The 21,981-nt window shown below is 48.5% G+C and carries 23 protein-coding genes; 7 read left to right on the forward strand and 16 right to left on the reverse strand.

Annotated features, from left to right (window positions below):
* Nucleotides 1-56 precede the first annotated feature (56 nt).
* Nucleotides 57-194: a hypothetical protein gene (locus P4S53_RS08895; RefSeq protein ID WP_337112406.1), complete on the forward strand. Its 138-nt coding sequence runs from the start codon at nt 57-59 to the stop codon at nt 192-194.
* Here the strand turns inward: P4S53_RS08895 and P4S53_RS08900 are convergent.
* The 12 genes from P4S53_RS08900 to prmB all read right to left on the reverse strand — a co-directional run bounded on the left by P4S53_RS08900 (nt 191) and on the right by prmB (nt 10,046).
* Complete coding sequence (locus P4S53_RS08900) at nt 191-676, reverse strand: DUF1456 family protein (RefSeq protein WP_337112427.1); 486 nt, start codon at nt 674-676, stop codon at nt 191-193. The two genes, P4S53_RS08895 and P4S53_RS08900, sit on opposite strands and share 4 nt — an antisense overlap.
* Nucleotides 677-787: 111 nt before the next feature.
* Nucleotides 788-1,414: a LysE family translocator gene (locus P4S53_RS08905; protein WP_337112407.1), complete on the reverse strand. Its 627-nt coding sequence runs from the start codon at nt 1,412-1,414 to the stop codon at nt 788-790.
* Nucleotides 1,415-1,524: 110 nt separating this feature from the next.
* Nucleotides 1,525-1,932, reverse strand: a complete 408-nt coding sequence (locus tag P4S53_RS08910; RefSeq protein ID WP_337112408.1) for a GFA family protein — start codon at nt 1,930-1,932, stop codon at nt 1,525-1,527.
* A 109-nt stretch (nt 1,933-2,041) separates the two neighbouring features.
* Nucleotides 2,042-2,551 carry a DinB family protein gene (locus P4S53_RS08915; protein WP_337112409.1) on the reverse strand — a complete coding sequence of 170 codons (510 nt, stop codon included), beginning with the start codon at nt 2,549-2,551 and terminating at the stop codon, nt 2,042-2,044.
* Between the two features lie 554 nt (nt 2,552-3,105).
* Nucleotides 3,106-3,369 (reverse strand): hypothetical protein, encoded by a 264-nt coding sequence (locus P4S53_RS08920; RefSeq protein ID WP_337112410.1) that lies wholly within the window; start codon nt 3,367-3,369, stop codon nt 3,106-3,108.
* A gap of 116 nt (nt 3,370-3,485) precedes the next feature.
* Entirely contained in the window at nt 3,486-4,736 is a 1,251-nt protein-coding gene (locus P4S53_RS08925; RefSeq protein ID WP_337112411.1) for an MFS transporter, read from the reverse strand.
* A 34-nt stretch (nt 4,737-4,770) separates the two neighbouring features.
* Nucleotides 4,771-4,974 (reverse strand): GFA family protein, encoded by a 204-nt coding sequence (locus P4S53_RS22645; protein ID WP_442958652.1) that lies wholly within the window; start codon nt 4,972-4,974, stop codon nt 4,771-4,773.
* Nucleotides 4,953-5,189 (reverse strand): helix-hairpin-helix domain-containing protein, encoded by a 237-nt coding sequence (locus P4S53_RS08930; RefSeq protein ID WP_337112412.1) that lies wholly within the window; start codon nt 5,187-5,189, stop codon nt 4,953-4,955. The genes P4S53_RS22645 and P4S53_RS08930 overlap by 22 nt, the downstream gene beginning before the upstream one ends.
* A gap of 383 nt (nt 5,190-5,572) precedes the next feature.
* A complete protein-coding gene (locus P4S53_RS08935) occupies nt 5,573-6,301 on the reverse strand; it encodes an alpha/beta hydrolase (RefSeq protein WP_337112413.1) in 729 nt (242 codons plus the stop codon).
* Between the two features lie 140 nt (nt 6,302-6,441).
* Nucleotides 6,442-7,902 carry a hypothetical protein gene (locus P4S53_RS08940; RefSeq protein ID WP_337112414.1) on the reverse strand — a complete coding sequence of 487 codons (1,461 nt, stop codon included), beginning with the start codon at nt 7,900-7,902 and terminating at the stop codon, nt 6,442-6,444.
* Nucleotides 7,903-8,597: 695 nt separating this feature from the next.
* Nucleotides 8,598-8,903 (reverse strand): hypothetical protein, encoded by a 306-nt coding sequence (locus P4S53_RS08945; RefSeq protein ID WP_337112415.1) that lies wholly within the window; start codon nt 8,901-8,903, stop codon nt 8,598-8,600.
* A 210-nt stretch (nt 8,904-9,113) separates the two neighbouring features.
* On the reverse strand, nt 9,114-10,046 hold the full coding sequence (prmB, locus tag P4S53_RS08950) for a 50S ribosomal protein L3 N(5)-glutamine methyltransferase (protein ID WP_192014738.1): 933 nt from the start codon (nt 10,044-10,046) through the stop codon (nt 9,114-9,116).
* 53 nt (nt 10,047-10,099) lie between these two features.
* Here prmB and smrB point away from each other — a divergent pair, with 53 nt between their 5' ends.
* The gene (gene smrB, locus P4S53_RS08955; protein WP_192014737.1) at nt 10,100-10,630 is read left to right on the forward strand and encodes an endonuclease SmrB; all 531 of its coding nucleotides are present in this window, start codon (nt 10,100-10,102) and stop codon (nt 10,628-10,630) included.
* A gap of 79 nt (nt 10,631-10,709) precedes the next feature.
* Here smrB and P4S53_RS08960 read toward each other — a convergent pair whose 3' ends face one another.
* Both P4S53_RS08960 and sixA read right to left on the reverse strand, forming a co-directional pair.
* Nucleotides 10,710-11,069 (reverse strand): hypothetical protein, encoded by a 360-nt coding sequence (locus tag P4S53_RS08960; protein ID WP_337112416.1) that lies wholly within the window; start codon nt 11,067-11,069, stop codon nt 10,710-10,712.
* 97 nt (nt 11,070-11,166) lie between these two features.
* On the reverse strand, nt 11,167-11,661 hold the full coding sequence (gene sixA / locus P4S53_RS08965) for a phosphohistidine phosphatase SixA (RefSeq protein ID WP_337112417.1): 495 nt from the start codon (nt 11,659-11,661) through the stop codon (nt 11,167-11,169).
* Nucleotides 11,662-11,872: 211 nt separating this feature from the next.
* On the opposite strand from sixA, the gene P4S53_RS08970 reads away from it, so the two are divergent.
* Both P4S53_RS08970 and P4S53_RS08975 read left to right on the forward strand, forming a co-directional pair.
* On the forward strand, nt 11,873-14,638 hold the full coding sequence (locus P4S53_RS08970; RefSeq protein ID WP_337112418.1) for an insulinase family protein: 2,766 nt from the start codon (nt 11,873-11,875) through the stop codon (nt 14,636-14,638).
* A 241-nt stretch (nt 14,639-14,879) separates the two neighbouring features.
* Nucleotides 14,880-15,185 (forward strand): hypothetical protein, encoded by a 306-nt coding sequence (locus P4S53_RS08975; RefSeq protein WP_337112419.1) that lies wholly within the window; start codon nt 14,880-14,882, stop codon nt 15,183-15,185.
* A gap of 113 nt (nt 15,186-15,298) precedes the next feature.
* Here the strand turns inward: P4S53_RS08975 and fadJ are convergent, their stop codons facing one another.
* Nucleotides 15,299-17,449, reverse strand: a complete 2,151-nt coding sequence (fadJ, locus tag P4S53_RS08980) for a fatty acid oxidation complex subunit alpha FadJ (RefSeq protein WP_337112428.1) — start codon at nt 17,447-17,449, stop codon at nt 15,299-15,301.
* 14 nt (nt 17,450-17,463) lie between these two features.
* Nucleotides 17,464-18,774 (reverse strand): acetyl-CoA C-acyltransferase FadI, encoded by a 1,311-nt coding sequence (gene fadI / locus P4S53_RS08985; RefSeq protein WP_027253975.1) that lies wholly within the window; start codon nt 18,772-18,774, stop codon nt 17,464-17,466.
* A 464-nt stretch (nt 18,775-19,238) separates the two neighbouring features.
* On the opposite strand from fadI, the gene P4S53_RS08990 reads away from it, so the two are divergent.
* From P4S53_RS08990 to P4S53_RS09000, 3 genes are all read left to right on the forward strand, one after another.
* Nucleotides 19,239-19,817 (forward strand): sigma-70 family RNA polymerase sigma factor, encoded by a 579-nt coding sequence (locus P4S53_RS08990; protein ID WP_337112420.1) that lies wholly within the window; start codon nt 19,239-19,241, stop codon nt 19,815-19,817.
* Complete coding sequence (locus P4S53_RS08995; protein WP_337112421.1) at nt 19,804-20,517, forward strand: DUF3379 domain-containing protein; 714 nt, start codon at nt 19,804-19,806, stop codon at nt 20,515-20,517. The genes P4S53_RS08990 and P4S53_RS08995 overlap by 14 nt, the downstream gene beginning before the upstream one ends.
* 193 nt (nt 20,518-20,710) lie before the next feature.
* Nucleotides 20,711-21,916 carry an outer membrane protein transport protein gene (locus P4S53_RS09000; RefSeq protein WP_337112422.1) on the forward strand — a complete coding sequence of 402 codons (1,206 nt, stop codon included), beginning with the start codon at nt 20,711-20,713 and terminating at the stop codon, nt 21,914-21,916.
* Nucleotides 21,917-21,981 lie beyond the last annotated feature (65 nt).

Consider the following 21,981-nt stretch of genomic DNA (forward strand, 5'->3'; position numbering starts at 1 on the left):
TATTTCTGAACGTGAAGAGAATGTCGTTTGCAAACGATAGCATAGAAGAGAGAAAGTTGAAGACCGCCTGGGGCAATGTGGCGAAATGGCGTCAAATCGTGAACCAAGCGGAGTCATCCATCTTCAGTTCAGTGATTGACGCCATCATCAGTCTGTTCCGAACAGAACAGGGGAAGCTATGGATTTATCATTAGGCGCCGGATTCTGTACCGCTAGCGTTGGCACCTGACTGGCGCTGAACAGCAGATAAAAATTGACGAAGGACGTCGTCTTTACATTCCCGGAAGTGCTTGTTGTCTGGTTTGCGGAAAAAGGCACTCAGCTCATGCTTGCTTAAGCTCACACCAACCGTCTGCAGCAACTCAAGAATATCTTCCGCTTTTAAATTCAATGCAATACGTAATTTCTGGAACACCATATTGTTGTTCAGGTGCTCTTCCGGCTTGGGTTGCTCGCCATCGCGCTTACCCCGTTTGAAATTGATCAGCCCATTCAGAAACACGGCTAACTCTGTGTCAGTCAGCTTGATGAAGGTCTCAGCAGCGTCTTTTTCTAACCAACCCGCAACCTGTGCTTCGGTTGCGCTGAAATCCGCCATCGCGAAGATTTCAATTATCGTCTCGTTTTTAAAATCAAAGGTATCGCGTACACGACGCAAGATATCATTATTGGTCAAAATAGATCCTAGTCTTAGGTATGCCATGGCAATCAACACGATTGCTGGAGAACGGCGATTTTACCAGACTTGCGAGCCAAGCCCTATCAATTGCTCATATCACAGTAAAGCTTATTTTCCACTCGCACCGAGCAGCAACTTCAAACTGGCGGCTCCGAAAAACAGTGCAAACAGACTTTCAAATCCCCTTTTGGACCTGAGGTAAAGCTGCCGGATCCCTGAGCGGGAAAAAAGCGCTGCGTAACCCAGAAAAACGGATGCACTGACCAAACCAACCACAAGAATGACAGAGATCAGATCAGCGGGTCCGGCCGCTGCTGGTACGCCCATGGAATACAGAGCGCCAAAAAACAACACGGCTTTGGGGTTCGTCAGATGAATCAGCAGACCTTTTAAGTAATTGCCTTTTGCTGTCGATATCTGACTGTCTGGCAGTTCTAACGAAGCCGATTGAAAAGCGGATCGTAACGACTTCCATGCTAAATACAGCAAATACAACGCCCCGCAGTACCTCAGCGTTTCCAAAAGCCACACATTCGTATGCATTAAAGCTGCCAGACCAAACGCGGCAAAAGCAGACCACAACAATGAACCGGTAAGCACGCCGGCGGCCAGCGATAATCCCAGATAACGTCCGTGTTTCATAGAGGCACCGGCTATCGCCAGCGTCGCAGGTCCTGGACTGGCAATCGCTGCGAAAGCAGACACAATAATGAGCAGATAATTAATCTCGTCCATTGTTTTCTGACTCCCTGTTTGGGCTGATGAAAACTGATTTTATTGTTTATCCCTGATCGAGATATTTGACCGACAACAAAAGATAACCCGCATCAGACAACCACGCACACCTAACCTTCGCGCCCTTCGGAAAACGTCTGTAAATTGGAATGCAATTGACACCAGTTTGGCTTGTATGCGGTGTAAATTTGAGCATCAACTTTGACGGGTATATCGTCGTCAAACGTAGAGATTGCTAACTCAATGTCATTCGGTGTCGCATTTTTCACGCGAAAACCTAAACTGGAACCGCAATGGAAACAAAAGGTTCGAATCGTGCCATTGGGCGCAACAAACGCTTTCAGCAAGTGCTCTCCTGAAAGCCAGTTTAAACCCTGCACCCCAACCAGGGTTCCAAAAGCAGCCCCATGAAATTTACGACACATTGTGCAATAACAGTTCGCTGCCTGTTCACTGAAACCGCTAACAGAAAACTGAACGCCCCGGCACAAACAAGACCCTTGGTATATGTTGCTCATCTTACGTTTCCCTCCTTGTTGTATAACGAGTGACATCGCCCTCTCTTCAAACTTGACCGCACTGGAAATCCCATGCGTTGACTGCCCCTTTTGTCTTCGATGAAGCCCATCAGTATTCGGTGCCAGCACGCGCTCTTCTTGTGGGCTCTGTTTCATGCAGATAACGCGTCAATGTATCTTTTGGACGTTCAAGACCATTTTCGGCTAACACTCTTGAGGCCATACCACGGTGATTACTGCCATGTGTCAGTAAATGCAGCAAGATTTCTTCAACGGTGAGTTGCCCGAAGGCTCCATCAATAAACTTGAACGAAACAAGGCGCTTGAGCTCTTCCGGCGTGGCTGACTGCGTATAATTGACAAGCCATGAGTCATGCTCATTCATGGTCTGACGCAATTCGGATAAGGAAGGGGTTTCTACTGTATTATCACCACTGTATTTTTCAGGTTCTCCGATAATTCGACTGATGAACAGACTATCGACAACGGTGGTATGATTTAAAATCCGAACGAAAAAAGTGGCATCAACTTCGGGTAATTTTGAAAATTGCAGCTCTCCTAATTGAAGCAACTCCGCATTGGCCCATTGTTTATATTGAAACGCTTTAGATAACTGCATTTTTTCTCCGAACTGTAGCGCTTAGGAAAATACCTGGATATCATTTTCGTATTCATCAGCCATGATGTGTCTCTCAATTTTTAGGAAGCATAGGAAAAGACACTAAAATTTGAACACTAGAGAATCACAGTAATATTGGCAACCAGACTCGACTCATTTATCTTTGCGGCAAAATAAGTTCTATTTAAATAAGAACGAACCAGCGCTTTTTCATAGAATTGACGCCAAACCTCTGCATTGGTATCTATGCGTTCATCTTTCCTTGCGAGAAGAAAATGAAAACCCAAAGACTGACACAAGAATTCGTTAGAATATCCAGAATTTCCTTTAGGTTCTTTGATGTTATTTAAGGGTATTTGAATTCATTACCTGTAAAAATCTCTAAGCTGTTTCCTCATTTAGCATCTGATCTGTTTTATCTTTTTTACTTTCTTTATTAATCATATAAACCGAACGTACAGCAGCCATAAATAAGATTAATTTCAAGAAACCAAGTGCACCCGGAAACTGTTCTAACTCGATGTAGATTATAATCGAATTCACCAAATGATAGATTAAAAAGACAATTGCTGCCCATAGCTTCCGTTTGTAGAGAAAAAGGTTAAAACACTCAGTAAGAAAACATCAATCAGCATCCAGGGATCCAACATGTATTGAATTCTGGCATCTGAACTTGTTTGAAACAAACCAGCGATGGCTAAAGCCGCTGATATAAAAACCATTAATATCGACACGTAAACAGATACTTTTACAATCCGTTGTGCCATAACAACATCTTTTGGCCCCTGAAAAACGGCTAATATAAAACTTTGAGACATACTGCATCCTAGTTTAAAATTATGTTTAAAGATTGAAACCATCACATACCAAGCATCAACATCATATATACGGAGATGTAGCCCTCACCAAAAAATTCTATTGACGCCATATTAATTCATATTGACTCCCTGTTTTCAATTATGACTGATTTCTGGTTGTTATTAATATTGTTCATCAAATAGAAACCAACAGCAGAAAAAATTGAAATCACAATCACACTAGACCAAGTAACACTGTAACCATAACGATCAATAAAATATCCGACAACGACAAAGCTTGGCATAACCAAGAGACTCCTGAGCGTCACAAGTACTCCTTGAATTCTTCCTCTGTGACTGGACGGAGAGTTATTCGCCAAATATATTCCCTCTTTTGTCAGTAACAATACTTCCCCGGAAGATAAAAACAGCCAAGCCAGAAAATGTACAGGAATAGTTGGAAAAAGCATCACCAGCATATATCCAAAAGCAAACATTAAGCCAGCATAGGCCAAACTGACAGTCTCTGCTTTACTCGACGTAAGTTTCATTAAAAGAGGCGTAATAAGCACGACCAGCACACACGCATAGGTCATTAACTGGCCAAATATGATTGGGCCAGATTCACCAAACATATGACTTAAATATAATGGGCTTGCCATTGTCATTTGATGTAAAGAGTACCACAACAGGCCACAAAGTAGCGTAAATAATATAAGCCTTGGTCTTGCACTCAAAACACCCCATATGGTTCCGTCAACAGGCTGTTCTAACTCATTTTCGTTAATTGCTTCATTTTCTGGTTGTACCTGAATAAAAACAGCCACAATCAAAACCCCAAACAATGCAGCAAAGCCATTACCAAAAAATATCCATTCCGTATGATGCCAGAATAAATACCCCGCTATGATTGGACCTAATGCAGAGCCAAAATTATATGCGAGATAACTCAAAGACATCACCGCATCACGATTATGCATATTAGAAAGGTCTGCAACTAAAGCGTTACTTGCCGGCAATGACAAACCCACAAAGAAATAAGACACAAATAAAAACACCGGAACTAACACAGATGATTCAGGAAAAAAGCCACACAAAATGAGTAATATAGCACCTATAAACTCACCAAATACCATGACCTGTTTATGCCCAAATACATCTGATAGCTTCCCGCCTAAAAAACTCCCCAAAAGATAAGTCCCTGTCACTCCCATAGCCAGAGAGCCTGCGACCGTGGCTGAATAACCCAGCTTATCTGTTAAAAGTAAGACTAAAAATGGAATGATGAAATTACCCATTCCTAAAATCATTCGAGCTAACGCCAGATAATAGATATTACTCGGCAAGCCCCGATAAATTGAAATCGCTGACAATAACTTCTGTACCATGAAACTCCTGTAACATTTACCGGTGACCACAGGATCACAGCCGTCTACAGAAAGGAATGAGGGATAAAAGCCAGTTTAAGCCCTGCACCCCAACCAAGGTTCCGAAGGCTGCACCATGAAATTTACGACACATAGAGCAATAACAGTTCGCCGCCTTTTCACTGAAACCGTTAACAGAAAACTGAACACCCCGGCACAAACAAGACCCTTGGTATGTTATACACTTTCTTTGGCACATAAAATTGCAGCCGCAATAGCAGCTTTAGCTTGGGGGCTATTTTTCCAGCACGTGGTTCGTAACATAGAAGCCACCATTTCAGCGATTTCATCAACCTGATAGGTCGCTAAATCAGACAGTGTGTTAATTCCAATTTCCTCAAATCTTTTGATCACAGTCGGGCCAACACCTTTCACAGCCAAAAGCACTTCTCTTTCACGATCAGAAAATGTCATAAAAATTTCCTTATTCATATATGACAAATGGCATGGACTTGATCTAATCAAGCTATGTCACACCAAGGATGTCTGACTCCAGACTAACCGGAGGCCACCCTATCACCATCTTATCCATGTCATTTATTTAGCCAAATACAGTTTCGTACCCTGGTGAGGTTCACCAAGGCAAAATTTTAATCCACAAATCAATCACACTGTCAAAAGTCCTTGAGACGTTTGCTAATATCCCACCCGCGATTATCGGGATGGAAGCCTGCGGTACCTTTCATTACTGAGCCTGAGATTTAGCTAAGCTCAGCTTTACGCTAAAGATCATGGGAGCCTCAGTGAAAAAGATGAGGGCAAAAGACGCAATTGATATCATAATTCGTTTAATATTCCTATAAGCCGCACGATGCTTCGTTTAACCAGCCACGAACAATTTTCTGAATATTCGATTTAAGCCATATAGGACCATAATCAGTCATGTCATTATGTCGAGCATTAGGAATCTTTATAATGCAACTACCGTATTGCACTTGTTCAGTATTGGTAAGTAAAACACCATAATCAGCTTCAAAGTCGCTAGCTCGGACAGACAACACTTTGATGTCCTTAGTTCTGGGAAGAGGAACGCGGCGATGATCTAAGGTAATGATTTGGCTTACGTATGAAGGCGATTCACGAGTTAGCCAAGCTGATATATCGCCCCCGTTTGAATGACCAACCAAAACTAAGCTATCAAAGCTGTATTCGGGGTATTTAGCTTGAAGATCCTGCCTCACGACTTTTAGTGTTCGAGAGCCTCTTATCCAGTTTTCTGAGCGAGTTTCAAATAAATTGCCTAATACAGATAACGGAGGATCACTCGGCAGTTCGTGTCCGATAGCGACAACCAAATAGCCGAGATCAGAAAACAGATCTGTCAGGAACTGGTACTTTTGATGAGAAACACTATAGCCTGCACTCAAGAAGATAACTGGGCACTTTGAGTCAATAGAGCAGTCAAAGCTGCTCGGTGGAAACGAAGTCTCAACTGGAATAATCCGATTTCTATTGTGATCGACAATTTCACCGGCTACCCCAATCGAAGACGTGAATATAAGTATTAATGCAAGAATTCGATTCATCATTTTCCTGGATAAAGTAACGGCTGAACTACACATATCCTTATTTTTATATTTTTGATACCGCCATAAGTAAACAATAGTTTTTCCGTTTTTCCGTTTTTCCGTTTTTACAATGCTCACCCATCCAATATGGTTTGATTTTACCTTGCATTTGATCCAGACGGCTTGTTCGTCGTTTGTGCATCTATTAAAACCAATTCCTTACCTTCTTTGAGTTCTAATTCTTTCATTATCTTCTGAACTCGAAATAGATCGCTGTCGCTAAAATACAAAATCACTTTAATGGATTTCTTCGTTTGGTTTGCCGCCTTATACACCTCAACTTGTTTTGCCAGATTTTGCTTCAGCTTGGAATTGCTTGCCAGTTTGAACTCTACAAGGGTGCTATCTTTCGACCCTCTGGATATTTTGTAGTCGACCGGACCGCGACCATTATTGACTTCAGTATTAACGTCATCTTTCGAAGCGTACCAGGTCAGTCGAAACATAAGCTGAAGGTCCGACTCACGCTTGATTGGTTGACCACTAGAATAAAAAATTCGGTAGCCATCATTATTTTCAATAACTTGCTTTAAAAATAGAACGCGATTGTACGCTTCATCATGTGTATCGTCAGATGTCTCATAAAAACTGCTTTTACCCTTCAAGTTCTCAATTAAGTTAGCTACTTGGCGAATGAAAACCGTCTCAATTTCTTGGACCTTTTGTTCACTCAATGCAACAGCTTGATCACCTGTGTCTTCCTTAAGCCGGATGTAGCGGTCAATCAGCTCAGGGAAGTTCCTTAACGTCTTCGCTATGGCCTCATTGATTTCACGCTGTTTAGCGTCTTCTGGAACCCGGCGAAGGAAATAGTCGTTTACTTGATCTCTTAACTCTACATTGGGGATAGCCGCGATAATGTCATCAAAATCACCGATTATGTCGTGCTTGTTAATCCATGCATCATCCTTGGTAAGGATGTCTTTTGGCGTCAGCAATACATAATCACCATCTATAAAAGGTAACGTATATCTTTTTGACGTCCAACGACGAGTTTGATAATTAAACTCCGCATGCGGGACCATAACTGACTTAGTTCGCGACGAATCGACATGTTTTTGAGCAAAGTCTTGTGTGTATTCGCACAAGTACGACTTTATAAGATTGGTAGTGAAATCGCTTATGCTATCTTTTCCAACTCCTTCCTTAATAAGACATAGCTTTTCTAAGTGACTACTTTTCGTTATCTTCTCTGATCCAAAATTATTGAATATGTTACTAAGGTTTTCATTTAGCGCGTTTGCAAATCCCGGACCTAGGCCAGATCCACCATTTCCCACTTTGCTGAAACCTAGCCAATTTTGTTTTACTTCAGGGAATAAGAACCAGTGTCGAATCAATCCTTTAGAGATCTTCCCAGCCTCTGACATATCACGGAGAAATCCAATATACTTTATGATTTCATCATGCAAATTCTGATATTCCGGATTATCGCTATTAAAGAGCAAAAACGGATCTATAAATACAGGCAGGTCATTGATCAAGGAGACATTAAACGCACCATACTCTTCGAGGTCGTCCTTTGAAACAGAAAAATAGTCCGAAAAATAGACGTTCATTAAAATCCCCTTAAAAATATAACTCTTTGTTCTACAACACCATCCCATATAACTCGGTCGAATAACCCGACCAACCTATACCTTAACCACTTGATATAAAACAGATTAAACAAAAACCCCTTTACATTCGGCAAGTTAACAACCTCACGTCCTATCACTCCATCAAAGCAGGTGCTGATGTTCAAACCCTCCTCCCCTCAACCCAATCAGATATCCAAAAGTGATCCAGAAACTGGTGCATGCTCAATCCGTTTTCGATATTCATCGGACGCATCCCAGAGGCCAAGGAGTCATCTTGTGCCACGTCCCGTTCGGTAAACTCGGCTTGATGCGCTTAGGTACGCTACCGCCCCTGACAGTGAAGTCACGTAAGCAGGGTATTTTCGTCTGATGAGTCAGACATATTATTGGCATATGGGATAGGTTTCACTAAAACATAACATCGCAGTGTCAACTTTGTGGTTTAGGGCAAGTTTCGCGGGGAGGTGATAAGAACTGTCAATGAAGACATAACCAGATTATCCGGTATTAGCCTGGCTGCACTTGTGCGCTTGCAACAAGCAACCACGCCCGTCTGTTCGTCAGAGATGCGTCATCGCATTATATTTCTTGAGAGGGACTCGGCACGGAAATTGTGGTCTTTGCAATCTTCAGAGGACGCTCAGCGCCCCCTGAGATTTCTGCGCGTTATGAATTCAATCAGAAACTGCTGTATTGCCGTATGATGAATGCCCCTTCTGGCTGTCCTGCTGATGTTTCTCTTCATCCGCATCAGGATACGTTAATTGCTCTTGTGACGCTTCTTTCTGAACAGCGCTTTTTTCCAGTGAATCTGACGTTGCTTTTACATCCTCGGCCAGCTGATCCTGCTTGCCATCATTGATGATCAGCTGTGTCGTCCCTGTTTGATCAGCCGCCGATGCAAATCCGGACAGGGTCATGGATAACGTTGTCAGCACAACTCCCAGAGCGAATCCATGTTTTGATTGAATCTGACTCATCTTAAGTTCCTTTTTTAATTGATTGTTGGTACGGAGATAAATAAGCGCCTGGCATACTTGCATCATGTTTAGGCCTCGACTGCCGGAGTGAAAAAACGAAACGCCGTTTTTGCGATCAACCGCAAAGTCATGCCTGACAAAATCAGCAGATACAAAAACAGCCAGATCGCAATCTGGCTGTTTCGTTATTTAAGTGCGGTGAAGCAGAGATCAGTCTTTGTAGTCGGCGAAGTCGCCGGCACAATCGACCAGCTGTTCACGGGTCATCATGAAGACGCCGTGGCCGCCGTTTTCAAATTCCAGCCAGGTGAACGGAATGTGCGGGTACTGCGCTTCCATGTGAATCATGGAGTTGCCCACTTCACAGATCAGAATACCGTCGTCGGCCAGATAGTCCGGGGCATTGGCCAGAATACGGCGCACCAGATCCAGACCGTCAAAACCGGCGGCCAGGCCGAGTTCCGGCTCATGGCGGAATTCTTCCGGCAGGCTGTCCATATCTTCCTGATCCACATAAGGCGGATTGGACACGATGATGTCGTACTTGTCTTTGGGTACGTCACGCAGCAGATCCGAATGCAGCGGGATTACCTGCTGTTCCAGACCGTGGTCGTGAATATTCTGCTCGGCCACGGCCAGGGCATCGGTAGAAATATCTACCAGATCCACCTCGGCTTCCGGGAACGCATAGGCACAGGCGATACCGATACAGCCGCTGCCGGTACACAAGTCCATGATACGGGTGGGTTCACGGGTCAGGAAAGGTTCGAAGCCGTTATCAATCAGCTCGCCAATCGGTGAGCGAGGCACCAGCACACGCTCGTCGACGAAAAATTCCAGGCCACAGAACCAGGCTTTATTGGTCAGGTAAGACACAGGGGTGCGTTCAGTCACCCGGCGAACCACGCGCTCGACAATCGTTCGGCGCTCGCTGCTGGTCAGGCGCGAGAAGCGCGCGTCAGCCGGAATATCAATCGGCAGATGCAGGGTCGGCAGCACCAGCTGCACCGCTTCATCCCACGCATTGTCAGTGCCATGGCCATAAAACAGACCTGCATCGTTGAATCGGCTGACGGTCCAACGTAGCATATCCTGCAGTGTGTGAAGTTCGTTGACAGCTTCGTCGACAAAAATCTTATCCAAAATAGCCTCCAAATGGCGCTACAATACCGCGATAAAGTAGTTGGAAATTCATTATGAGTAAAAAAGACCCTGCACTGGAAGACGATTTCTCGCTCTTTCGGGATGCAGTGAAGGGCATTAAAAAGTTGTCGCATGATACCATAATCACTTCGCGCCGACAGAGCCCGAAAGCCGATAAGCGCAATGTGAATGCCAAAGAGAGCCATAATCACGAGTTTTATTTCTCTGACGAGTTCGAACCTCATCTGAGCGAACATGGCCCGATGCAATATGCCCGATCCGGCGTTTCCAAGTATGAAGTGAAAAAGTTACGGCGCGGTGTCTATGTGCCGGATATTTTTCTGGATATGCATGGCATGACACAAAAAGAAGCCAAACGTGAGTTGGCGGCCATGATTGCGGCCTGCATTAAAGACGGGGTGTCGTGCGCCTGCGTGATGCACGGGATCGGCAAACATATTCTGAAGCAAAAAGCGCCACTCTGGCTGGCACAGCATCCGGATGTGATGGCATTTCACCAGGCGCCGCTGGAGTTTGGTGGCGCCGGCGCCCTGTTAGTGCTGATTGAAGTGCCCGAGCGGTAAAGCAATTTCCTATCTCGAAACGAAAGCGTGTCAGGCAACTGCGCCTGACGCCTCGCTCAGCAGTGCTGCTTTTATCTGATCAATACACAGCCTGAGACAATGAACCGACGTTCACCACTTGGCCATCCTGGATCAGAGTGACTTCGCCGGTATCACACACCTGCATCCGTACTTTGACCGAGCCTTCGTTGTAATAGTGCTCACAGTTACCGTTACGGGCACTGTCGATACGGGAAAAAATGGTGATACCCCCCGGATTCAGCATAGAAGGCGGGCTCACAAAGGTTAAGGTGCTGCCGGTTTGAGAAATATTCATCTCTTCTCTCACACCATTTGCCCATTTGATCGCCCCGTTGGCGACAATATTGGGTGTCACCATGTTTGTCGCGCAAGCCGTCAGTCCCAGACAGCTAAGCAATACGAATGCTATTTTTTTCATAACCACTTAATTTATCAGTCTTTATTTTTATCGTTCATTGTACCAGACCTGTCGAATCAGGACAGGCTGGCAAGGTAAAACTGCGTCCCGCAGCCCATCAATGGTGATTCGGCTGAACAGCTTCGACAGGGTTCTCCTGCCATAATAAGGCGGACGGTTCCCCTTCAGGATGAAAATCCACTGCGGCAATGGATGAAGTGCGGAACATCAGCGGCTGTAATCCAGGCACCAGCTCAGCACTCAGATAGCCCACCAGCGGTAAATGCGACACCAGCAGAACCGTTTTCGGCTTTTCCAGCGCAATCACGGCTTTGAGGTAATCCGCAACCTGACTGGCGTCACCGTAGGGCGTGATATCATCGACCGTCATCAGAGTCTTTGGCACAGGCAGCTCATCTGACATTTCCTGCCAGGTTTGCTGAGCGCGCAGATACGGGCTGACCCACACCAGATCAAGCTGCCCGTCCAGATGACTCGCTAACTGCTTGGCCATCTGTCGGGAATACATCATGCCCTGGGCTGTCAGGGGCCGCTCCGCGTCACTTGGGGCAAAATGCTGTGCTTCGCCATGACGCATGATAAAAATTCGCATAGTCTCCAGTCCGATTGCGCGTTTCTGTCGTTATGCTAGCAAAGGCTGGCACAGACAGGGTAGCCATTTCATATTACGCGATGTGAAAGCGTGACGGCTGAATCGCTCTGATTACTGGCGCGCAGTCACACATCCCGGCCAGACAGAATTTGCCAGTGCCATTAATGGGCGTCATAATTACCCTAATTCCCTGTAAATATAGGCGCTTCCTGTGTTCAAAAGTCCGAACGATCCCAAAGAGTACCGCTATCTGACGCTGGACAATCAACTCAGGGTCTTGCTGGTTCATGATCACACGGCACCCCGGGCTGCAGCGGCGCTGTCTGTCGGCATCGGCCACTTTGATGATCCTCTGGATCGCCAGGGAATGGCGCACTTCCTTGAACACATGCTCTTTCTGGGAACGGAAAAATTCCCCAACCCGGGCGAATTCCAGTCCTTCGTAAACCAGTACGGCGGCAGCAACAATGCCTGGACAGGCACAGAAAACACCACCTATTTTTTTGAGATCGCCCCGCCGGCCTTTGCTGCCGGTCTGGAACGTTTCGGGCAATTTTTTATTGCCCCGCTGTTCAATGTCGACGCGGTCGACAAAGAACGCCAGGCTGTCGATTCCGAATACAAACTCAAGCTCAAAGACGATGTACGCCGCCTCTATCAGGTACACAAAGAAACCATCAACCCTGAGCACCCGTTTGCTAAATTTTCAGTCGGCGATATCACCACCCTGGAAGACAGGCCGGATAATCCGGTTCGCGATGAACTGATCGCTTTCTACCAGCAACATTATTCTGCCAATCAGATGGGGCTGGTGCTGCTGGGGCCGCAATCTCTGGACGAACTGGCAACCTACGCAGAACAGTACTTTGGTGCGATTCCCGACTCAGGCAAAGAGAAACCCGCCATTGAGGTTCCACTGATAACAGACAGGGAAAACGCCTGTTTTATTGCGATTGAGCCGATTAAAGAAGTGCGGAAACTCACGCTGTCTTTTACCCTGCCCCCCATGGATGCCCATTATCGCAGCAAGCCGTTGTCTTATCTGGCGCATCTACTGGGCAATGAAGGTACAGGCAGCCTGATGTCAGTCCTGAAAAGCGAAGGATTGATCAATACCCTGGCGGCGGGCGGCGGGATCAGTGGCAGTAATTTCCGGGAATTTACTATCGGCCTGAACCTGACACCCGATGGTCTGAATCGTGTCGATCATATCGTCACCACCATTTTCCAGTACATCCGACTCATCACCGAACACGGGCTGGCAGAATGGCGCTACTTGGAAAAGCAAGCGGTGCTGGAGCAGGCGTTCCGCTACCAGGAAAAAAGCCGGCCGCTTGATACCGTCAGCTATCTGGTGATGAACCTGCTGCACTATGCCCCGGAAGATATCGTCTACGGCGATTATATGATGAGCCAGTACGATGAAGCGCTGCTGCAAGATGTGCTTGGCTATCTTCGCCCGGACAATCTTCGCCTGACACTGGTGGCAAAAGGCCAGAAGCACGACAGAGTGGCCGACTGGTATCACACCCCTTATTCGGTCACGCCGTTTACCGAAGCGCAGTTAACGGCCTGGGCTGAGCCAGGCGATAACCCGGCGCTCATGCTGCCCGAGCAAAACCCCTACCTGTGCCAGCGTATGGATCCTCACCCGCTGACCGGTGAACAGGAAGCGATTCCTCAGTTAATTCAGGATCTGCCGGGCTTCCGGTTATGGTTCATGCAAGAACATGAGTTCAGAGTGCCCAAAGGCCAGGTCTATGTCGCCATCGACAGCCCGCACGCGGTCAGCTCTGTGCGCAATATCGTCAAGACGCGCCTGTGTGTCGAAATGCTGATGGAATCCTGCAACGAAGTGGCCTACCCGGCAGAAGTGGCAGGGATGGCATATAACCTGTACGCCCATCAGGGCGGGGTAACACTCCAGTTATCCGGTTTCAGCGAGAAGCAGCCATTGCTGCTCAAACTGCTGCTGGAAAAATTCTCCGGCCGCACGTTCAATATCGACCGCTTTAACAGCATCAAAGCACAGATGCTGCGTAACTGGCGCAATGCCGCGGAAGACAAGCCCATCTCTCAGTTGTTTAATCAACTGACCGGCCTGCTGCAACCGAATAACCCACCCTACCCGGCGATGATCAAAGAGCTGGAAACGGTTGAAGTCACCGAATTACCCGGTTTTGTCGAAGCCATGTTTGCCGAATTGCACATTGACGCTTTCGTGTACGGTGACTGGCGCAAAGATGATGCCCTGGCATTGGCAGAAGTGCTGAAAGACGCGTTTCGGGTCACCGATCAGCTCTATGGTGAGGCCCAGCGGCCATTGGTCCATCTGGGCGAATGCAGTACGCTGCGCTATGAAGTGGACTGCGGCCATGCCGATTCCGCCATCCTGATTTACTACCAGTCGCAGGAACAGTCGCCCAAAGCCATTGCCACCTACACTCTGGCCAATCATCTGATGTCGACCACCTTCTTCCACGAGCTGCGCACCGAACAGCAACTGGGGTATATGGTCGGCACGGCGAATCTGCCGCTGAACCGCTATCCGGGCCTGCTGCTGTATATCCAGTCGCCGGTGGCCGGTCCGTTGCAGCTGCTCGAAGCCATTGATGAATTCACCAATGCCTTCGCGCTGGTGTTGCTTGAGCTCAATGAGAGCCAATGGCAAGCCAGTAAACAAGGGCTGATCGCTCAGTTGTCCGAGCCGGATACCAATTTACGCGCCCGTGCCCAGCGCTATTGGGTCAGCATTGGCCACAAAGATGATCATTTTGACCAAAGGCAGAAAATTGCCCACGAAATGGCATCATTGTCCCGGGCTGAGCTGGTCCGTTTTCTGGTCGAAGACATTAAACCCAGAACCGCGAACCGGCTGGTGATGTATTATCAGGGCGGCGCGCACCTGAACCTGACCCCGCTGGAAGTGGGCGATCCGATTACCTCAGTGAGCGATTTTCAGCGTAACGCCCGGTAACCGCTTCTCCTCCTGAATCTCGAACTCAAGGGGAGACTGCTTGCATATCCAAAACGAAAAAAGTGGAATCACGATTCCACTTTTAGTATCCCTCTTAATTTTCCTTTTCCTGTCAGTCGATTATCTACATTAACAAACCCAAAAATACAGCCTCAGGCTGGCCGTCTGTATCGGATAGTGATGCAAGAAGCCGTGAGGTCGAATAAGCATAATTTCTCAGAACCATGTTCAGGAACCTGTTATGTCACACGCCTGTTCGATCTGCCGTCAGTCTATTACGGCGAAAAACCAGAGTTTACACAGCCGGCTGTTCTGCCGTCCCTGTATGAAGGCTATTCATCCGCGCCAGCTTGACAGCATGCTGTGTCTGCTGACCGCTATCGCCCTGTGTTCACTGACTTTCATGCTGTGGATTGGCTTTAACCCGCTGATGGTAGCAGGCTCGGTGATTCTGCTGCTGCACTTAGTCCGCCCGAAAAGCCTGTACCGGCGCTTTCGTCTGGGCATCAATGTGCAGCAAGGGTTAAAGCACCACAAAATCAGTTAACCGTTTCGCATCGCTCTTGTTTCCAATCTCTCGCGCCATCTCTTGCTCCATCTCCCTCTAACGACAAAGGCCTGCTATGCAGGCCTTTGATTTATTGGATGCTTAGCAGCAAATCAGTCGTAGAAACGCTGCCCGTCCTGCGCCATCTGCAGCAGACGCTCGCAGGGGCGGAAGCGATCGCCGTACTTGTTGACATGCTCATTGAGCAATTCAACGACACGCTTGGCACCAAGCTGATCCATATAGCGGAACGGACCGCCCAGGAATGGCGGGAAGCCGATACCGAAGATCGCACCAATATCGCCGTCACGGGCGCTGTAAACCACCCCTTCATCCAGACAACGGGCCGCTTCGTTCAGCATCATCAGTGCGCAGCGGATCGCGATGTCATGGCCCGAGGCTTTTCGCGCCGGGTTCAGCTTCAGCAGTTTATAAACGCTCTTATCGACCCCTTTTTTCTTACCGTTGTACAGGTAAAAACCTTTGCCTGACTTGCGGCCTTTACGGCCATCTTTCAGCAAAATGTCAAAGACATCCGGGCTCTTGAAGCGATCGCCCAGCTCTTTTTCCAGAATCGGGCTGATTTTGGCCCCGACATCCACACCCACTTCATCCAGCAAGGTGATAGGTCCAACCGGGAAACCAAAATCCAGCAGCGCGTTATCAATGTGTTCGATTGGCTCTCCGCCCAGCAGAGCCAGCGCGGCTTCGTTCATGTACGGGGCAAGAATACGGTTGACATAAAAGCCGGCGGTATCTGCGACCACAATCGGGGTTTTCCCCTGCTTCTTGGCTAATTTCACCACGGTCGCGACCGTTTGCGGCGATGTGCCGGCATGGGGGATCACTTCCACCAGCGGCATTTTTTCGACCGGGCTGAAATAATGCAAACCAACCACCAGCTCAGGACGCGCTGCGGCAGAAGCAATCTGGTTGATCGGCAACGAGGACGTGTTGGTGGCAAAGATGGTGTCGGGTCTGGCATGGGCTTCCACCTCTTGTACCATCTGATGCTTGAGACTGAGATCCTCAAAGACCGCCTCAATCACCACATCGGCTTTATCAAAACCCTGATAATCGACACCGCCGTTGATCATCAGCATCTGTTTTTGTAGCTCGGCTTTGCTGATAATTTTGCGCTTACGCTTTTTATCGAGCAGCTTAAAGTTATACGCCATCGCATTCAAAATGCCGTCGTTGGCGATATCTTTCACTTTGACCGGCAAGCCGGCTTTTGATGCAGTCACGTGGCTGATGCCGCCGCCCATCAGTCCACCACCCAGTACAGCGACCCGCTTCACCTCAGCCGGTTTGACATCGTCACCAACACCGGTTTCTTTCTTCATGGCCGTGGTGGCAAAAAAGATGCTGCGCAGTGAGGCAGATTCCGAAGACATCACCAGCTCTCCGAACCGGCGGGCCTCTTCTTTTTGTCCTTTGACTATGCCGTGCTGCAAGCCATATTTGATGACATCTAAAATGGCTTCCGCCGCCGGGTAATTGCCACGGGTTTTTTCGCGTGTCTTCTTACGGGCCTGATCAAACACCAGACCGCGGCCCACAGGGTTGCCGCCCATCGCCCAGTCCTGGAAACTGTGCTTGCGTACCGGCTTGCCTTTCAGCGCCAGTGTTTCTGCCACCTTGAGTAAAATACTGTCCGGTACACATTCATCGACCACGCCTAACTTCTTGGCTTTCTTGGCGCGCAGCTGTTTACCGGTCAGGATCATATCAAGCGAATTGGCCACGCCAATCAGACGAGGCAGACGCTGCGTGCCGCCTGAGCCCGGCAGCAGGCCAAGCTGAACTTCCGGCAGACCCAGTTTGGTGGCGTCGGAGTCGGTACATACCCGGCTGTGGCACGCCAGCGCCAGTTCAAGACCGCCGCCCAGGCACGGGCCATGAATGGCAGCGACCACATGAAACGGCAGCGCTTCAAGACGCTGGAACATCTGCTGCCCCTGCGTCGCCAGCTGCTCGGCTTCTTTGGCCGTGGTGCATGCCGCCAGCATGCGGATATCCGCCCCGGCAACAAAGTTATCCGGCTTGCCGGAATAAACCACCAGGCCTTTGATCTCTGCTTTTTTCGCTTCCAGCTCGTCCAGCACGCTGCCGACCTGGGTGGCAAAGGCGGCCTGGAGGGTATTCATTTTTTCCCCCGGCACATCAATTTTCAGCCAGGCAAGGCCATTGTCGCCGTAGCTCAGGCTGAAGGCTGATTGCGCCGGCTCAACCGTATGTTCTGTATTCGTCTGTTCAGTCATGGTTACATCCGTCATTATTCAGTCTCCAGGATCATGGCAGCACCCAAACCACCAGCGGCACAGGCGGTATTCAGCGCCAGACCGCCACCGCGACGCTGCAGCTCGCGCAGCGTTTGTGTAATCATTCGCGCGCCGGTTGCGGCGAAGGGGTGACCATAAGCCAGCGAACCACCCAGGACATTGAATTTGTCCATGTCGATCTCACCAATCGCATCACTGCGACCGAGTTTTTCCTGGGCAAACTTTTTCGAAGCAAACATTTTCACATTCGCCAGAGTTTGCGCGGCGAATGCCTCGTGCATCTCAATCAGCGTCAGATCTGAGAGTGTCAGACCGGCACGGTCCAGCGCCAGCGGGGTGGCATAGGATGGCCCCATCAGCATGTCCTGCTCTACGCCTATGGCTGAGAACGCATAGGAACGAATATAGCCCAGCGGTTTCAGGCCCAGCTCTTTTGCCCGGCCTTCGCGCATCAGCAATACCGCCGCACCACCGTCGGTCAGCGGCGTACTGTTGGCGGCCGTAACTGTGCCAAATTTACGGTCAAAAGCCGGACGCAGTTTCGCGTAGCCTTCTACCGAGGAATCTTCACGAATGTTGTTGTCTTTATCGATCCACTGACGATACGGTTCCGGGAAAGCGGTGATCACCTCCCCCTGAATCAACCCATCCCGCCACGCCTGGGCTGCCAGGCTGTGAGAGCGGTGGGCCAGTGCATCCTGCTCTTCACGGCTGATGCCGTGCGTTTTTGCCATTTGCTCCGCGGTCTGGCCCATACTCAGGCCGGTTGAGTATTCAGCAACCGCAGGCGGAACCGGCATTAAATCTTTCAGGCTGAGCTTGCTGAGCAGGCCCATTTTTTTGCTCATGGTTTTTGCTTTACTGAGCGCCAGCAGCGTGGCAGCCAGTTTTTTCGACACACCAATGGGTAAGACCGATGAGGAATCCGCACCGCCTGCAATACCAATATCAATGGTGCCCGAGATAATACTCTCAGCCACATTCGCCGCAGCCTGGAAACTCGTTGCACACGCTCGGGTGACACTGTAAGCATCGGTGTGAATATTCATCCCGGTTCCCAGCACGATTTCACGGGCAATATTCGGTGCTTCAGGCATCTGCACGACCTGACCGAACACGACCTGCTCAATCAAAGCGGGATCAAAATCAATCTTTTGCAGCATTTCATTGACCACCATCTTGCCCAGATCCAGTGCAGGCACACCGTTAAAGGCTGTAGCCTGGCGGGCAAAAGGGGTACGTAATCCGGTTACAACAGCGATGCGTTCACCCTGTTGGGTCGTGAGATTCTGGCGACGTGTCATCGCGGCTCCTTTTCATTATGGTAGAGGTCAGACCACACCGATTGTAACGGCATTGTTATTTAATTCAAATTAATGTTTAAGAAGTTGGAGCAACCAAAAACAATGAAAAATGTAAGGAGTTAAAACATAGCGCAAAAAAACCACACCGCTATGGTATGGTTAACAAACTCAACGTGTCAGTCGTTTGTGCAAGTTTGATAAAAAGAGCGAACAATAACGTTCAGCATTCCTTATTGAGTTATCAATTGAAATACTGACACTTTCCGCGCGCAAGTAGTTGAAGGGTATACTCAGTCCGTAAAGGACGTTATCAGGGGTTAAATCCGATAACACAGCTACTATAACGAAAGCGGGTTGACAGATATTGAGGGAAATCAATAACACAACAGTCTATTTTATGAATCCAATTCCTGTTATCTCCCGTATTATTGACGACGGCTCAATGGATACGGACGGGCTACATCATGATTAAGCAATTTTTTCGCAAGAAAAACACAGGTACCTCGGTCTCTGTGGATATGAATAAACAGACACGCTATGAAGCCCTGGTCAGGGCCTGGCACAAAGACCTATACAGGTACGCCTACTGGCTGTGCCATGATCAGCATATTGCCGAAGATTTGGTGCAGGAAACCTGCCTGCGCGCATGGCGATCGCTGGACAGCCTCAACGATGACAGTGCAGCCAAAGCCTGGCTGATCACTATTCTGCGTCGCGAAAATGCCCGGCGTTTTGAGCGTAAGCAACTCGATCTGGTCGACATAGACGATCACCCCGTTGCTGATGATCATGACACGGACGCAGGCGGATTAAATGAGTCTGAACTGGGCCAGCTACAACAGATGATCAAACAACTGCCGTCTGAATACCGTGAACCTTTGGTTTTACAGGTCATGGCTGGATTCAACGGTGATGAAATTGCTAATATCCTTGGACTGAACAGAAACACTGTGATGACCCGATTGTTCAGAGCGCGTAACCAGTTAAAAGATGCTTTAGAAAAGCAAACCGAGCGGAGGGGCCACCAGAATGGACGATCTTGAATTTCGTCGCCGAATTTTGGCAGATCCTAATGATCAGAGTCCAGAAATGGTCGCTACGAAAAATGCGTCAATCGCTAACCGTAAACTTCACGATGAGTTACAGCAATTAGACAGCAAGCTGTCTGCAGCGATGAAAGTGGATGTTCCGGAAGATCTGGCCGATAAAATCTTGTTCCGCCAGTCCGGGCAAGGCTATCAGGCCGAGAAAAAAGTCCGTCGTCATTTAGCGATTGCGGCCTCCGTGGCTTTCCTGTGTGGCTTGTTAATCGGTCAGTTTCAGCCTGGATTTTCGCTGAGCCCTGCCGAAGACATGGGTCAGATTGCACTGGCGCATATTTATAACGAAGCCCCATTTGTCGATCAGGTTGATGAAGGTGTGTCTCTGACTCAGGTGAACGCCAAACTCAAGCCTTTCGGGCCAGAGCTCAGCGGTCTGCCTTCTCATGTTTACTATCTCAATCATTGTGGCTTTAATGGCAGTGGAGCCTTACACATGGTCATCGGCGGTAAGCACGGTAAGATCACTGTCTTTGTCGTACCTCAATCTTCAAACGCCATGAAAAGCTTCGAAGACGGCAAAATGCGCGGCGTTGTCATGCCTTCTCAGAACGCCAGCCTGATCGTGGTGGGGAACAAAGGCGAAAATGTCATGCCTGTCGCTGAACAACTGAAAGACGCCATGCGTTGGACCAGTATTTAACCTTGCGGTGGTATCACGACCAGTGACCACCGCAAAAAAATGCCTATCATTTCATCAGTCAGTACCTATCCACTCCAATAAAACAATCATTTAGATACTGGTCTGATTTGTTGTTTTTTTGCCTGCTCCTACAATCGCTGCCTCTCTGGCACAGTTAACGTGCCAGCAAGAACCGATCAGGATAAAAATAACTATGTACAAGAAGCGTCTGTTTACAAAAACGCTGATGGCAACCGCCGTCATGCTGGCTTCGCAGCAAACATTGGCTGCCGGATTCCAGCTTAACTCACAATCTGCCACCGGCCTGGGCCGTGCTTTTGCCGGTGATGCCGTCATTGCTGACAATGCTTCAGTGATGTCACGTAACGCCGCAGCGATGACCCTGTTTAATGCACCTGCAATGTCACTGGGTCTGAATGTTATTGATACAGACATTACCGTCAAAGATACGACTTACGCGAGTGTCCTGCCGCTTGATGATGCACAAATCGGTGGCACATCATACGTACCAAACCTGTATTATGTTCACCCTGTCAACGACAAACTGGCTCTGGGTGCCGGGATTTATTCAAACTTCGGCACCAAGACCGAATTCAGCAGCAGCTATGCTGCCAACGAATTTGGCGGCCTGACGGATGTGAAAAGTCTGAACCTGGCGCTGAATGCGGCTTATCGCCTCAGTCCTCAGTGGAGTATTGGTGGTGGTCTGGACATCATCTATGGTCAGGGTGAATTAAAGCGTTCCAACCCAAAATTCGGCGGTACCGTGCTGGATGTCGATGTTGACGGCACCGCTGTTGGCTTCAACCTGGGTACAGTCTATGAGCTTAACGACCTCAACCGCTTCGGTCTGGCCTATCATTACAGCCCTGAGCTGAAAGCCGAAGGCGACATTTATCTGCTGCCAGCAGGCGGCAACCTGAACGGCCAGAGCTTATTGATGCCACTGCCGGATATGGTGGAGTTTTCCGGCTTCCACCAACTGAACAGCCAGTTCGCCGTTCACTATAGCGTTCAGTGGATCGAGTGGAGCAGCTTTGATGCGCTGAAAACCAACAAAGGTGTGACACTGAACGATTACCAGTGGCAGGATGGCTGGCACTATGCGATTGGTGGTACTTACACAGTGAATGCTGACTGGACCCTGCGTGCCGGTTATATGTATGACACCAGTGCTCAGGACAAGAAAACCTCCATTTCTGTCCCGGATTCAGATCGCCAATGGTTCTCCGGCGGCTTCAGCTACAATCTGGACAGCAAGTCGACGCTGGACGTCGGCCTGACCTACCTGATGGGTAAAGACGTAAACGCTTCTGAAACCAACGGTATCACGTCCGTGACCGCAACCACGCGAGCAGATGCACTGCTGTATGGTGTTCAGTACAGCTATTCGTTCTGATTCCCGGCCAGCCGGTGCACAGAAAAAAGCCGCTCAGTTGAGCGGCTTTGTCTTTTATATTTTCG

The organism is Photobacterium sp. Hal280, assembly GCF_037162255.1.
GTDB lineage: Bacteria > Pseudomonadota > Gammaproteobacteria > Enterobacterales > Vibrionaceae > Photobacterium.